At 53.7% G+C, this 14,573-nt stretch carries 11 protein-coding genes; 4 read left to right on the forward strand and 7 right to left on the reverse strand.

The window, feature by feature from the left end:
- Positions 1-33: 33 nt before the first annotated feature.
- Positions 34-2,448, reverse strand: coding sequence for an ABC transporter permease (locus OEV49_11225; protein ID MDH3891645.1), 2,415 nt, complete (start codon positions 2,446-2,448; stop codon positions 34-36).
- A 185-nt stretch (positions 2,449-2,633) separates the two neighbouring features.
- Between OEV49_11225 and OEV49_11230 the strand changes: the two genes are divergently transcribed.
- Positions 2,634-3,584, forward strand: coding sequence for a CPBP family intramembrane metalloprotease (locus OEV49_11230; GenBank protein ID MDH3891646.1), 951 nt, complete (start codon positions 2,634-2,636; stop codon positions 3,582-3,584).
- Between the two features lie 59 nt (positions 3,585-3,643).
- On the opposite strand, the gene OEV49_11235 is transcribed toward OEV49_11230, so the two are convergent.
- Positions 3,644-4,183, reverse strand: coding sequence for a YtfJ family protein (locus OEV49_11235; GenBank protein ID MDH3891647.1), 540 nt, complete (start codon positions 4,181-4,183; stop codon positions 3,644-3,646).
- Between the two features lie 192 nt (positions 4,184-4,375).
- On the opposite strand from OEV49_11235, the gene OEV49_11240 reads away from it, so the two are divergent.
- Positions 4,376-5,530, forward strand: a complete 1,155-nt coding sequence (locus tag OEV49_11240; protein ID MDH3891648.1) for a metallophosphoesterase — start codon at positions 4,376-4,378, stop codon at positions 5,528-5,530.
- A gap of 82 nt (positions 5,531-5,612) precedes the next feature.
- Positions 5,613-6,707: a DUF362 domain-containing protein gene (locus tag OEV49_11245; protein MDH3891649.1), complete on the forward strand. Its 1,095-nt coding sequence runs from the start codon at positions 5,613-5,615 to the stop codon at positions 6,705-6,707.
- A gap of 366 nt (positions 6,708-7,073) precedes the next feature.
- Here the strand turns inward: OEV49_11245 and OEV49_11250 are convergent, their stop codons facing one another.
- The 3 genes from OEV49_11250 to OEV49_11260 form a co-directional block, all read right to left on the reverse strand.
- On the reverse strand, positions 7,074-7,853 hold the full coding sequence (locus tag OEV49_11250) for a 16S rRNA (uracil(1498)-N(3))-methyltransferase (GenBank protein ID MDH3891650.1): 780 nt from the start codon (positions 7,851-7,853) through the stop codon (positions 7,074-7,076).
- 15 nt (positions 7,854-7,868) lie between these two features.
- On the reverse strand, positions 7,869-10,691 hold the full coding sequence (locus OEV49_11255) for a M14 family zinc carboxypeptidase (protein ID MDH3891651.1): 2,823 nt from the start codon (positions 10,689-10,691) through the stop codon (positions 7,869-7,871).
- A 104-nt stretch (positions 10,692-10,795) separates the two neighbouring features.
- A complete protein-coding gene (locus tag OEV49_11260; protein ID MDH3891652.1) occupies positions 10,796-11,890 on the reverse strand; it encodes an AI-2E family transporter in 1,095 nt (364 codons plus the stop codon).
- 472 nt (positions 11,891-12,362) lie between these two features.
- Here OEV49_11260 and OEV49_11265 point away from each other — a divergent pair, with 472 nt between their 5' ends.
- Positions 12,363-12,770, forward strand: coding sequence for a hypothetical protein (locus OEV49_11265; GenBank protein ID MDH3891653.1), 408 nt, complete (start codon positions 12,363-12,365; stop codon positions 12,768-12,770).
- Positions 12,771-12,947: 177 nt separating this feature from the next.
- Here the strand turns inward: OEV49_11265 and OEV49_11270 are convergent, their stop codons facing one another.
- Together OEV49_11270 and OEV49_11275 are read right to left on the reverse strand one after the other, a co-directional pair.
- Positions 12,948-13,733 (reverse strand): hypothetical protein, encoded by a 786-nt coding sequence (locus OEV49_11270; protein MDH3891654.1) that lies wholly within the window; start codon positions 13,731-13,733, stop codon positions 12,948-12,950.
- Between the two features lie 22 nt (positions 13,734-13,755).
- A complete protein-coding gene (locus tag OEV49_11275) occupies positions 13,756-14,556 on the reverse strand; it encodes a hypothetical protein (GenBank protein MDH3891655.1) in 801 nt (266 codons plus the stop codon).
- Positions 14,557-14,573: the final 17 nt, after the last annotated feature.

Consider the following 14,573-nt stretch of genomic DNA (forward strand, 5'->3'; position numbering starts at 1 on the left):
CGGAGCTCATGAGGCCCATTTATGGGTGATTCATCACTCTTCGCGGATCGCGTCGACCGGGTTGGTGCGGGCGGCCCTGATTACTTGCATACTGACGGTGCCAAGGGCCACGACCATAACGGTAAATCCGGCCAAAAGAAAAACTCCCAGCCCAATCTCGGTACGATAGGCGAAGTTTTCAAGCCAGCGGCTCAATGAGTAGTAGGCAACCGGCCAGGCGACAATGTTGGCTATAGCGCCGAGTATAACAAACTCCCTGGTCAGCATGCCGGTGATACTGGACACCGAGGCGCCTAACACCTTGCGAATACCGATAGCCTTGGTCATGCGGGTGATACTGAAGGCCGAAAGCCCGTAAATGCCGAGCACGATTATGACAATGGCCAAAAGTGAAAACAGACTGTAGACACGACCGAACCGTTCATCGGATTCGTACTGTTGATGATAGTAGTCATCAAGGAAGAAATACTCAAACGGATTGCCGGGGAACATCTTGTCATATTGACCGCGCACTGATGCAATCGTTGCCTGAACATCCTGAACATTGGTTTTGACGGCAATCATGCCCATCGTACCCCGACCGTAAGGCATCAGACGAAAAATGTGCGGTTCGACATCCACTTTGAGGGATTGCTGGTGATAGTCTTTTAGTACGCCGACGATCGTGTATATCTCGCCCCAATATTCGACCTGCTGTCCGACCGCGCTGTCTGCGCCCTCAAAGCCCATCCACTGCACCGCCGTCTCGTTTAAGATCAAGGCCTCTTTGTCGGTGGGGAATTCCACGGAGAAATTTCGTCCGGCGGCGAACTCAAGTTCGAAGGCATCGGCGAAGTCATAGTCGATACCCACGATCTGGTAGTTCTTGCTTTGGCTGATATCTTCGCCTGCTTTGTGGATACCACCGGCGTCCCAGTATATCTGGCGACCCGGCACCTCGGTCACATGGCATACCCTGTTGATCTCGGGAAACGACATGAGAGTTTCTTTGAGTGTTTCAATATCGGTTCCATAGGATTCCTTGTTCCTCACGCGCGGCGCCTTGATGACCATGGTTTGATCCATGTTAAAACCGAGAGTCTGACTGCGCATGAAACTGACCTGCCCGAATACAGTTATCGTGGCCATCACCAAAACCAGCCCTACCGCGAATTGAAAAACCACCAGGGCTTTGCGCAGGCGGATGCCCACCGACGAATTTCCCCATTTTCCTTTGAGAACCGAGGCCGGTTTGAACGAGGCCATGGCCAAAACCGGGTAGAGTCCGGAAAGGAATACGCCCACGAATACCATCACACCCAGCGCGCCAACGAACCAGGCGCGGCTAAAGAGCCCGATATTGTCGGGCATCCCAGTTAGCGAGTTGAAGACCGGCTGAAATAACGCTACCAGAATCACGGCGCATGATGCAGCGATCAGGTTGGTGACACCGAATTCGAAGAAGTGCTGCACGACGATCTGCCGACGGGTGGCGCCGACCACTTTGCGCATCCCGACTTCCCGCGCCCGACTGACCGAACAGGCGGTGGCCAGGTTGACGAAATTCACCCAGGCCATGATCATAATGAAGAGTGCAATCAAGGCCAGAATGTCGACCGACTCACGATCACCGTTCGGCTCGTACTCCTGCATGAAGTGCGAGTTGAGATGGATGTCGGTCAGCGGCTGCATTCTAAGGTCGATGGTCATGTTGTATTCAGCCAGCCAGGGGCACTCTGCATTGATCATCGGTTGCAGACTTTTCTCAAAGGCAATGGGATCAGTGCCGGGTTCCATAATCAGATATGTGTACACGCCGGTATGTCCCCACGCCTCAGTATACTCCGGACCCATCTTGGCCGCCATATTCTCCCACGGCAGAAGGAAGTCGAACTTGATGTGCGAGTTCTTTGGGCAATCCTTAAAAATGCCCGTTATCTGGTAGTCGGTCTTCTTGTCAATACTCAGCGTTTGGCCGATAGGGTCTTCATCGCCAAAATACTTCTGCGCCGTCGACTGTGAGATAAAGGCATGGTTTGGTTCGCTGATGCCGGTGGATGGGTCTCCCTCGACAAATTCGAACTTGAGTATCTCCAAAAACTCAGGTTCAACGAAAAACATTCGATTTTCCAGAAACTTTTCGTCACCGCGCGAGACCGAAGCCTCGTACTTGAAAGCCCGCGCGATGTTTTCCACCTGCGGATACTGCCCACGAATGCGCGCCCCCGCAGGAGGACAACAGGAAGCAAAGCGGACCGATTCGCCTGAGTCATCGGTGCGCTCATAGCGCAGACGGTAGATGCGGTCGCTGCCTGCGTGAAACTTGTCGAAGCTCCGCTCGAACGTCACGTAATGAAGTATCAACAGGCTGGCGGTCATGCCGACGGCCAATCCAAGGATGGTGATCGAAGAAAGGACTTTGGTCCTTCTCAGGTTCCTTAGCGCGACAAGTAGGTAGCTTCTGAACATTCAAGCATCCTGTATAACTGTAGGTTTGTCCACAACTGATGCGGGTTGGTCTATCATTATTAAAACACAGTCCGGTGTTCTCTGAGTTCGCCTCATATCTATCTGAGTACGAGTCTTGACAAGCACACGTTCGATGAAAAATGTGCTTTGTGCAACAATTCCGTGGATTTGCGTATACTGCAATAATGCGAATTCCGAAGTTACTCACAAGCCCCTTCCTGTGGGTCTACGCCTCTCTCTATCTGTTGTGTCTGGCCCTTATCACGATTGTTGAAAGCTTCCCGATTGGCGAGGCGCTCGGCATGGCGGTGATACTGGGAATACTGTTTCCGTCAATCGCCCATTATGCATCACTATCAGCCCAACCGGTTGTACCGTTCAAGCCGGCCAACCAAGGCGAACAAGGAGCGCTACTGATATGCCTCGTCCTGGTGACACTCTTTCTGGCTGTCGGCACAGACAGGATCAGTGCGTTTTCGGGCGTCTCTGAGGATTCCCCTCGGCTGTTATTCTCAGCCGTACTGATTCAGAAACTGGCGCTCTTTGTTTTGATTCCGTTTGTCATATTCAAAAAGATACTTGGATTCTCACTGAGCGATTTCGGATTTCAAGTGAGTTTTGGTGTATGGAGACGGAAAAAGCAGTTTAGGATACTCCTGGTGATATTACCGATCATGCTGCTCTTTCAGTACTTCGTGGGGCAGGGCGCCGCGCCTATTCGCTCCGGTGAGTTTTCAGTTGCACAACTGTGGGGTGGTCTGCCCTTAACCTACTTCTGGCTCTGCATCGAGGTTGGTCTTGTCGAGGAGTTTTTCTTCCGCGCCCTTTTGCAGTCGCGTCTGGCCGCTCGCTTTCAGTCCGAGACAGCAGGAATACTGATAGCGGCGTTGCTGTTCGGCCTGGCTCATGCCCCCGGACTGTTCCTGCGAGGCGGTGGGGAGCTTTCGCCGGTGGGTGCAACCCCGTCGCTGTTGTTGGCCATCGGATACTCGGTAGTGGTACTGTCGGCGGCCGGGTTGTTCCTGGGAGTGGTGTGGTCCCGGACCAGAAATCTATTGCTGGTGATTCTGATTCATGCCGCTGTGGACCTCCTGCCGAACTTTGCCGAGTTTATGGAAATCTGGAAGGCCGGGTGATGGTCGGACTACTGCTAATGAGGCGCGGACACGCTTACCGAATTGGCAGCGTCGGTCTTTTAGTTTGATGGTTCCTTCTCGGACGACAACAAACTTCGCAACAGGGCAATGACTCTGTTTAGTTTAACTGGCTGCACTTCCGTTGCCGCCAGATGATGTCTGAGTACACCCTGAGTATCAAAAACGAGTATATTACATTTCCCTTTTTCAAACTCATAGGCCTTAGCCAGGACCCCCTTCCAATCCAGCAGCATCCAAGTGTCCTCTTCTTTCCGGACTTTCCGCCGTGCCCAGCCTTTCAAGAAGAACGGAACACCGCGCGTATCGGCGTATCCAACCTGCATAATTCTCCCCGAATCGACCTCCGGTTTCAATGAATCATACAGAGCCTCGGCCCAGGGAGCTTTGTATTTTCGGCCACCCCTGTCATGACCCACGATTAGTACGACCTTGTCCTGGAGTTCCTCATGAGTGTGCTTGTTCTTGAACTGATCCTTGATCTCAAATTCGATCAGCGTGGAATCAGCCGCAATTGCCGCAATGGGAGCTAACAAGACAAGAATGACACCAAGCAGGGTTGGCAGGATTGTATTCTTCATCAGCGCCTTTTACGTACTGGTTGATCGATTTGCGGCAGTTTTTCGATTTTGCAATCTAGTATAGTTAACTCACGGGGTCAACGAATATGATCTCGCCGGTCTTCGCCTGTTGCGTGCAATGGCCTTGCCAAGGAGCTTGGCTGCAGGTACATTGAACGCAACGAAAACTCTCAGCATGAAAGCACCGTGAATATGATACAGAAACAGATACGCCTATTTCGACTATGCGCCTTACTTGGTTTGTTTGTCATGGTTGTCGGTGCATCCTCGGCACTGGCCGACTCAAGCGCTCAGACTCCTGCCGACTCTTCGGAGCCAGCCATTACACTTGACGATGGTCCGCATGTTTTCTGGCGGGATGGCGGCCACGCGGTAGTCTACTACTACTGTGACAAAGAGATGGTCAGCCGGGACATCCTTGTGGAAGACACCCTTCGCTTTCAGGGTTTCTGCAAAGATTCGTTGGGACAGTACGTAGTTCCGCCCAGCACTGACGAACCTCCTCCGGCCGAATTTGAGGGCGTCACCCGTTGGATGGCCATCAGCGATATTCACGGTGAGTACCAACCATTTGTCGAGATACTTATTAACTCAGGTGTAATCGACAGCGACCTTCACTGGACGTGGGGCGATGGGCATCTGGTGATCAACGGAGATGTCACCGATCGGGGCGCCTGGGTCACCGAATGTCTCTGGCTGATATACCATCTCGAGCAGGAAGCCAAAGCGGCCGGCGGTGTCGTGCATTATGTCCTGGGTAATCATGAACTGATGGTCATTCGGGGGGACCTTCGCTATGTCCACCAGAGATACCTGGACGGCGTCGCCCGACGCAATCGCACGCCCTACGATGACCTGTTCGGCCCGGATATGGAATTGGGCCGCTGGATGCGCAATAAACCGACACTGCTCAGGATAAATCGGACTCTGTTCGTGCACGGTGGGATCGCCCCTTCATTTGTGGAAGGTGGTTACGATATCGCAGGGTTCAACGACCTGGTACGAAGCGGTCTCGGATACACATCTCCCCGCGCCTATTTTTCCGACACGACCAAACTCCTGTTCGGCGGCCTGGGACCTCTGTGGTATCGCGGGTATATGATGGAGATGGAGGGACGCTACCCCCAGTTGACTGTTGCGCAGGTCGATTCACAGTTGGCCTTCTATGGTGTCGACAACATAGTGGTGGGGCATTCACAGGTAGACAGCATCATGACGTTTCAAAGCGGTCGCGTGATCGGTATTGATGTGCGAGTCGATGAATTGGGCGGCCAGCAGGCGCTCTTATGGCAGGATAGGCAGTTTTACCGTGTCGAGGCCTCTGGTGAAATTCGGGCGCTTGAATAGAAGGGTATAGTCCGGCCAATTGACACCGACAAGTCTAACAGGTATATTTGGCCGCCGAAATAAGAAAGGACTTAAATAGCCCATGTATCGTAGCAAAGTCGCCGTGCTCAGAACCGATGCCACCCGGGTGGTCCAGGACTATCGCAGACTTCTTGAGATGGTCGATTATAGGTCGATTATCGATCAAACCCAGGAGACATTGATCAAGCTCAATCTGTCCTGGACAAAGTACTTCCCCTCCTGCTCCTCGCAACCCTGGCAGGTTGAAGGCTTGGTGAAGACGATGACCGAAGACGGCTACTCTGTCGACAAGCTGCTGCCTTTGGAGAACAAAACGGTTGTCACCAATCCGATTCAGGGAGCCAAAAACAACCTGTGGATGCCGGTGCTGGATAAGTATGGTCTTTCGTTCACGCCCCTGCCTGAAGTTGAGTGGGTGGTCTATCAGTTCAAAGAGAAACTGCTCAAACTGAACGATATCTTCCCCGAAGGTATTCAGATTCCCAAGATGTATGTCGGCAAGCAGATCATCCACCTACCGACGGTCAAAACGCACGGCCACTCGACCACGACCGGCGCGATTAAAAACTCGTTCGGCGGATTGCTCAAAGAAGTGCGGCACTACGCCCACAAATACATGCACGAAGTGCTGGTCGACCTGATGCTGATGCAAAAGGAGCTACATCCGAGGATACTGGCCGTGATGGACGGTACTGTCTGTGGTGACGGCGCGGGACCACGCACGATGACACCGCACGGAAAGAATCTGATTCTGGCCTCGGCCGATCAGGTGGCGATCGATGCCGTTGCGGCAAAACTGATGGGTTTCGATCCGATGAGCATCCCCTACCTTCGTATGTGTCACGAACGCGGCTTGGGTGTTGCCGAAACCGGCGAAATCGAGATACTTGGCGAGGACATCGCCGAGATCAATTTTGGATTTGAGACCAAGCGTTCGATGGTCATCTGGGGCGACCAGTTGTTGCGCAAAGGTCCCCTACGTTTTCTGGAGAAGATTGCACTGCACTCACCGCTAGTTGCATGGGCGCCGATAGCATCGAACATCTATCACGACTGGCTCTGGTATCCGACCGTGGGCAAGTCGATCATCCGCAAGTTTTCCAAAACCGAATGGGGTAAGCTTTTCCAGCAGTATAAGCACACGGTCAAGCCGTGATCTTGTGGCTGCGCCACGTGCCACTTAAGAGAAGATGGATTCCCGCCTTCGCGGGAATGACATGGGGGTGCGGGGATGACATGGGGGTGCGGGGATGACATGGGGGTGCGGGGATGACATGGGGGTGCGGGGATGACTGGCAGGCCAGTTTTTTGCCCTTCGCGGTGATAGATCACCTTCTCGCGCTTCGCGCCAACCCTTGTCATGATGAGCGCAGTCGAAGTAGATTCGTAGGGTGGGTCCGTCTTCGGACCCGCCATTCATGTCAGAAGCACAGGGCTCCAGACCTACTGAAGGCTCGACGTGCACCGGTCGTACATTGGGCGAAGCTACTCTTGGTTTCGCCGCTTCAGGATGGCGGAACCGCTAAGAGGGTGCCGCCCTACAAGAGTTCATCCGCAACAATTCCAACTGCGAAAGCACAGCCGTCACCGCGTGTTCAACTCGCAATGTCCATCGTCCAAGACTGAAAGGTCTGAAACCGATCCCCTCCATCAACTCAACTTCAAATGGCACCCAACCACCCTCGGGACCGATACCAACAACCAAAGTTGTCGTTTCGACCTTTTCGCCTGAAACAACGTCGCTCAATGACGCTGAACTCTCCGAGTCGGGGAGCAGCATCCGGGGTTCGGCAGAGTCCGCTGCATTATAGAGAGTTTTCAAGGTATCTTCAAAGAACACTCGAAAGCGATCATGAATCGTCACCTGTGGCATCCTGGTCAGTTTCCCCTGACTCAGTCCTTCGAGCAAGTATGGTCGGTAGTTTTCAGGTTGCAACAGCGGCGACTGATAGTAGCTCTTCTCAACCCGGTTGGCGCGGACAAGATAGAGCCGCCTGACGCCCATCATGGCCGAAGTGAGCAGGATCTTCTTCAATGTCTGCGGTCGCGGCAGAGCGCAGATAATATCTACGGTCGGTGCGGGTAAGGGTGCATTTTCGAGGCTGTCGGCAAAGATAACCACACCCTGATCATCGCAACTTTCGATCTTCGCCGTGCCCTGGGGGCCATCCAGCAGACCGACCTCAACTGAGTCACCGGCAGTGAGTTTAAGGACCGACCGGATATGGTCGGCGCGAGCATCGGTAAGCCGGAAACGATCATCACCGATAGCATCGTTGGCTGTCAGAATCGCGAGGTTCATTCAGTTAAGATCAAGTCACCGCCGATATGGTTCCGTCCGACTTCCCATCCCCGGTCCGTACAGCACGGCATTGACAAACAGGGCGCGGGTGCCCCAGTTGTAGGCTCGGAAGTTCGGATCGGTGGCAAACATTATCAACTGGCCTTTGCCTTTGGTTTCGCGAGTTGCCCAGGCCGTGGAAGCCCAACGCTGGCGCGCTTCCGGCCACAGCAAACCTGATAGGCGCACATCACCGGCCGCAGCGTAGCGGACCGGCGTGGTTACCGATGATCCTGTCATCAAGGCAACATCGGTGGAGACCAACACCGGCAGTTTCTCGTTCACACCGAAGGCCAACCAGTCTTCAGTGTCGACCACGCCGCGCAGGTAGACGCCGCGCGGACGGAATCTTCTGACCCACTGGTCGTGGTCCTCACGCATCTTTTGATCCATAGACGGTGCGCCTTTATCCTCGGCCTTTGTTTCCTCGGGAGCAACTTTGTCCGGATGCCACAAGGCCATAGTGTCTACCTGGGGCGCCTCGGCAGCGGTCTGACGTTGGAGGTCGACGACAAACTGCGGTAATTGATCCAGCACCTGCCGTCGCATGCGCGCGCCCGACAAACCGATGGCCGTGTCGGCGGCCCAGGCTGCCGCTCCACCGGTGCAGATCAAAGTGCCGCCTGAGTTCATCCATCCGTTCAAGGCATCCGCACCCTGCTTACCGAGCTGCCGATGTAATCCGCGACCCCAGCTTGAAGGCAGAACTATCAGGTTGTATCCGGACAGGTCGGTTTGCGTCAGGGTGGCGACATCGATAACGGAGTGATCAATGCCGAGTTCCTGATCCAGGGTGTGCCATAGGGTTCCGAACGAATAGAAGTTGATGCCGTTGCCGGTCAGGATTCCGACTTTCGGTCGGGCCAACAGGCGAAAAGTTGTCGCACCCAGCCAGGACCCTTTACTCGTGCGACCGGTATTGACACCCAATATCATGGCGCCTGTTTGGGCGGCCAGACGGTTCAGTATCTCAGGCAGGTTTTCCGGGTTGCCGCGTCGGCGCAGTACCAACGTTCCGGACTTATACTTTGTCTCATCTATTTCGAACGGTTTCTCCGATGCGTACACAATCAGTTGCTCATCGAACAGACGAACCAGAAGTCGACGTGTCCGTTCGCCGGTCATCGGAACTATAAAACCAAACTGTGCGTCGGGATTGACAACCACACCCACCGGTGGCGAGGCCACTTTTTCTGTCAGTTCCGTAGCCACCTTCAGCGGAGCGGTTGTGGACCACGCTTCCAGATCAAAAGCCAACGGCAAGGACCATGTAGAGACTTCGTACATTCGGGTCTCACCGTGTTTTTCGAGTTCTTTTCGTTCCTCGTTGAGAAAGGTCTGGTCCAGATGTGGATCGAATTCGAGAATCGCGTTGGCCAACCCACCCATCGGCTGCGCCGTTCGCACAATGTAGGTCCCGGCGGGGAACAGTTGTTTATCTTTATGTGAACCGTACACACCTTTGGCGCCGGTCAGGCTGAACGACTCGGTGGAACGTTCCACCTTGATTCCTTGTGACAACAAGGCCGACACAAACCGATTCGTTTTCCGGACATCGTCGTCGGGCGGGATTACGTATGTCAGTCTGCTCTTTTGTCCCTGTTCAGTGATGGCTATCCGGGTTTGGTGGTAATCGGTCAATATCTGACTGTGATTGTCGGCCAAGGTGGTGAGGTTGGTCACCGACGAGGTTAACTGATGGTTGACCGCCTCATGATAGGTCAAGTGGTATCCATCGCGCTGTTTGATGGCGCCGAATCCGACCTGCGCCTGCTCGTACAACATGCAGACACCGCCTGAAAAAGTTGCCCAGGATGAACCATAGCCGGGATACCATTGATCGTGCCAGTCTTCGATATAGTATGGCCAGCCGTGCTGGTCAAAGGCTGTGGCCAGGTCGCCTGCGAAAATTCTCCACCACTTTCTGACATTGTCGGCGGTATTGTAATGGATAGGTTCGCGCGGTGGATCGAAAAGATAGGTGGCGTTTGCACCCATCTCATGACCGTCAACGACCAATTGGGGCGAGTATTTCAAAACAGTTGCGAGTTTACCTCGTGACTCGGGTTGAGTTACCAGTATCCAGTCTCGGTTGAGATCGAAAAGGTAGTGGTTGCCTCGTCCCCACGGCCAGACACCGTTGTGTTGCAGCGACCGCGGATTGAAATTGGGCGTACTGCTGCCATACGATGTCAACATCGACAGGAAGCGTTCACGACCATCGGGGTTTTGCATGGCGTCTATGATTACAATCACCCGGTCGAGGATTTTCATCGTAGCCTCATCCTGCCCGGCAGCCAGTTGATAAGCCAGTTGCACGGCAGCATCCGGACCCGAGGTTTCATCTCCGTGGATACCATAACCCATCCAGGCGCACACGACCTGATTTTCAAAAGCGTCGACTTCAAAGGTGCCCTCACCCATGGAAATGGCTTTGAGTGTTGAGCTGATCTCATCAAGGTGGGCGAGATTCTCAGCCGACGAGATGACCAGATGATACAGATCGCGGCCTTCATGCGTCCGGTCATGAACATCCAAACGTACCCGGTCGGACTGCTGAGCCAACAATTGAAAGTAACCGGTGATCTCATGATACCTGGCCGGTCGGGCGCCGACGGGATGGGTCAGGTGATCATTCGGTTTAGGGATGCTCGAGTCGAAGGTATCCCCTCTCAATAGTGAACTGGTGTCGGCTTTCATGTTGCCGTAAGGGTCGGCTGAAGCCGTTTCCGGGGCAGGATTCGCGACTGTAAGGGCGGCCATCACAAACGTCAGAATACAGTTTTCTCTCAATCTCATTACTTCACTCCTGAAAAGGAAAATCGGATGCTGTTGTGCGGTAAAGGTAGGCCGGTTGGTGGAGGTTGTAAAGCGCTAAAGTGACAAGGCAGTTGGGTAAGGGTTCATTCGCTGACCAGGTGCGCCCCGCCTGAGCCACCTTCGGTGTGGTCATCGGCGTGCAGGCGTTGTTCAACGACTTTAATGAGAGTAACGAACACGGCCGCGATAATGGGACCCATCACCAGGCCCAGGAGTCCAAACAGCGCGATCCCCCCCATGATACTGAAAAACAACATTAGAGGATGCATCTCGGTGCGACCGGAGATCATCCACGGTCTGACCACATTGTCGGTCTGACTGATCAGCAAACCTACTGCGATTACTATGATCCCTTTGATATAAGAGCCACCGAATATCAGGATTACCCCGGCCGGTACATAGACAATAGAGGCGCCCACGAATGGAATGATAGCCAAAAAGGCCATTATTGCGCCCCAAAAAATGGGCGATGAGATACCGGCCACGGCAAACAATACACCGCCCAGAAATCCCTGCAAAAGAGCAACCACGACCCCCCCGTACATGGTGGCCTGAATCACTTCGCGGAGGTTTCGAACCGTGCTCTCGACTCGCTTTGCTTTCAGCGGCATCAGCTTTTTGATCTTGGCGACCAGTTTCACACCATCCGTGAAGAAGTAGTACATGGTGAAAATCATCAGTGCAAAGTAGAACACCGCTTTGGTGCCGTTGGCCACCAGCCAACTGGTCTGGTTGAGGAGTATCCCGCTGACATTGTTAATGGCGTCACGTGCGATTTCATCCAGGTCTACTTTTGACATGTCGAAGTAACCCGACAACTCCTCGCGCAAGGTATTGACCCAAGGCAGGTCGAAAGAGAGCAAGCTATCCAATTGGCCGCTTTTGTACAACTCGTTCACTTTTGTTACCGCGGTTGCTGCTTCGCCGACGACGGCCACGAACAGATAAGTGATCGGCCCAATGATCAACAAAACGATCATTGTGCATAGCAAAGCCGAAGTCAGCCCGGGTGACTTCACACGGCCAAGTATCCACTCGTAGACCGGGAAGAACAGAATGGCAAAGACCGCCGCCCAACAGATGGGGACGAAAAACGGGATAATGATCCGGTAGAACAAATAGAAGAAGATAGCAGCGACCAAAAAGAACACAGCAACCGACAGGTACTCGCGCGTCATTTAACTCATCCTTGTTGTTTGCTTGATGAAACCTACCGTGACAAGTCAAGCCGATCAATTAAAAACAGTGTGCGCTTCTGCGGTTATCCAGCACGGGACTTTCTGACTCGTTCTCTTCGGGCATTGCCGAATGGGTGGATTCAGGCTGCGATCTGTGCAAATGGTGTACAGATCGACCGGTCTTGAGTCGATGTAACTTATCGCAAGAAAAGAGGTTACGGCAGTTTCTGGAATTGTCTGGGGAGTTCGCGTTGGCCTTTGGGGGAATTCGCCCGACCAGAGAATCATATTCATTGAACGTGGATAGATGGGCAGTTTTTCTATTCAATTGCCTTAATACTAAGCGATTGGTGCTAAAGGATTTTGGAATGTGGCCGATGAGAATGGCAAGTATCGAAAGTAAGAACTGCGAACAAAACTCCAGCCATGGGTCTTGTTCGCACACTGTAACCGTTCAAACAAGGAGTAGAGTATGGCTATGCGGAAACGCTCACACACCTCGCGACGCACGTCCAGTCATCGTCGCACCATGGGTCATAAAGTGGCCCGTCCGTGGATGCGTGAAGAAATTGCGTTCATGCGCAAGTTCTATCGTAACTATGAGACGACCTGGATCGCTCGTCAGCTGGGTCGCACAGTGTACTCTGTCCGCTACAAAGCGGTCGACCTGAACATCAAGAAGTCCAACCCCTCCGTATGGAGAGGTAATCGTGGCGCTGCCAACGCCTTCCGCAAACCGACCTCCCGTTCAACGTGGAAGCCGGCTCGTCGTAAGGTTGCCAAGCGCGGTACCACCCGGACCAAGAGCTGGCGCGCCAGCACCAAGCGTAAGCCTGCTCGCAAGAGCAAAGCTCGTCGCACCATCCGTCGCAGAAAGTAGATTTCCCACGGATGAAATAGGACTTGAATACAATTCCTTTTGAACCCGTTTCCTTTTGGAAGCGGGTTCTTTTTATGCCATGCATGATGGTCCAACGAGTAGGGCGGGTCCGTTTTCGCCTGCGCGCCGTGGCGTGAACCCGCCATTGCCGACAGAGTTCAACTCTGGTTGGATCGATTACGGACAGGCCGCTGGGTATTGATCGGTAAACATGTAGTCGATCATTGCCACCAAATCGGAGATATCGATTGTCCCGTCCGGATAGAAATCCGCCTCGGCAGGACACGGTGGCGCCAGACCTCCTTCAAACATGAACTCGACTAAGTAAATCAGGTCGGAGATGTTCCAATGGTCCTCGGGATCAAAGTCAACATTGCCCGGCAAGTCCTGACAACATGATACGATCTCAAAACAGTGCGGCCCGTCCCAGATGGGGGGAACATTGTAGTCAGGAAATCCGTAAGACCAGCGCCAAGTGGCATTGGGTGGATAGAAACAGGAATCAAGACAGAGTAGGTGTCCGTCGGCCATGGGATCGGTGATAGCGACTTCAATCCAGTAGGAGATCGAGTCATACCCGGGCGGCAAACCACCGGTGTTCATCTTGGAACCGCCGAACCCGATGGTGTCGGCGCCCTGGCCGTCGACGCTGAAACCTGGCATCTCGAAGAACAGATTGAAGTATTCATCGGGGGGATTCCAATAAACTCCCCACCCGTGAACCTCCCAGGTGACAGACGGATTAGAGCCCGAAATCTCAAACCCATTGGTAGCCGCTGCGACCCATTCGGCATGGTAGTTGGTGAGACGGATTTGATAGGTAATGCCTTGCTCCAGGATTGGTAACATCCCGTTAACCAGCCCATCGACGTGATCGACACTGATCGCGCACATTTCTTCAGCTGTCGCCGGTCCGGCCGACATTGCCGACAAAAGCACGCATATGACTATTGCCTTGGTCACTTCTCACACCTCCGCAACTCTGTTACGGACAAGCAGCCGGCGACAATCCTCCATCAAACATAAACTCCATCATCCAAACCAAGTCGGTAATGTCAATGACTTCGGCGCCGCTGCCGTCAATGTCGGCCTCTTCCATACAGGGCGGTGCCGGGCCACCCCCGAACTGGTAGTCGGCCAGGTACACCAGGTCGGCGATGTCAAGCAGATCATCAGCACTGCCGTCGACATTGCCGCGTAGTCCAAGGCAGCATTGGCCGATGATGGGCCAACAGTGCGGTCCTTGCCAGCTCGGCGGAAAGGAGCCAACCGTCGATCCATAAGCCCAAATCCAACTACCGTCGGGTGGAAACCATGCAGAGTCGATGCAAAAGGTCCCTCCAGCGCTCGCTGTGTCGGTCAACTCAGCAGAAAAAGCCAAAGCTGGACCACTGTAGCCCGGCGGAAGACCCGGCCCCAACATAACAACGCTCAGTCTGAACCCAATCGTGTCAGAGCCGACACCGTGCCAATAGTGGGGTGGTGCAAAAAAAATGATGTTCCCCGGATCAGGACCCCAGGCAAACTCGGTCCAGAAATCCAATTCCCAGGTGACCGAGGAATCACTACCGGAGAATTCGAAGCCATTAGTAACGCTCTTGGCCTTGTTCGCCCCGTCCCCGTTGGTGAAGCCGAAATGGAAGATAACGACTCCAGACCCTACCATGATATTTCCATCGACCAGCCCCTCAACCTGGTCCAAGGTGACCGACGACCCATTCCCTTGCGCCATCGCCGGTACGGTCATTAGTAAAAGAACGGCTGTGCATGCAGTAGCTGTCTTCATCTCTGTCTTCTCTCTTG

The organism is Candidatus Zixiibacteriota bacterium (assembly GCA_029860345.1).
Classification (GTDB): domain Bacteria; phylum Zixibacteria; class MSB-5A5; order GN15; family FEB-12; genus JAJRTA01.

Bases quoted from the DNA above. Each gene is read 5' to 3' on its own strand.
- OEV49_11275 (MDH3891655.1), bottom strand. From the start codon at position 14,556: ATGAAGACAGCTACTGCATGCACAGCCGTTCTTTTACTAATGACCGTA.
- OEV49_11225 (MDH3891645.1), bottom strand. From the start codon at position 2,448: ATGTTCAGAAGCTACCTACTTGTCGCGCTAAGGAACCTGAGAAGGACC.
- OEV49_11255 (MDH3891651.1), bottom strand. From the start codon at position 10,691: ATGAGATTGAGAGAAAACTGTATTCTGACGTTTGTGATGGCCGCCCTT.
- OEV49_11265 (MDH3891653.1), top strand. From the start codon at position 12,363: ATGGCTATGCGGAAACGCTCACACACCTCGCGACGCACGTCCAGTCAT.
- OEV49_11250 (MDH3891650.1), bottom strand. From the start codon at position 7,853: ATGAACCTCGCGATTCTGACAGCCAACGATGCTATCGGTGATGATCGT.
- OEV49_11235 (MDH3891647.1), bottom strand. From the start codon at position 4,183: ATGAAGAATACAATCCTGCCAACCCTGCTTGGTGTCATTCTTGTCTTG.
- OEV49_11230 (MDH3891646.1), top strand. From the start codon at position 2,634: ATGCGAATTCCGAAGTTACTCACAAGCCCCTTCCTGTGGGTCTACGCC.
- OEV49_11245 (MDH3891649.1), top strand. From the start codon at position 5,613: ATGTATCGTAGCAAAGTCGCCGTGCTCAGAACCGATGCCACCCGGGTG.
- OEV49_11260 (MDH3891652.1), bottom strand. From the start codon at position 11,890: ATGACGCGCGAGTACCTGTCGGTTGCTGTGTTCTTTTTGGTCGCTGCT.
- OEV49_11240 (MDH3891648.1), top strand. From the start codon at position 4,376: ATGATACAGAAACAGATACGCCTATTTCGACTATGCGCCTTACTTGGT.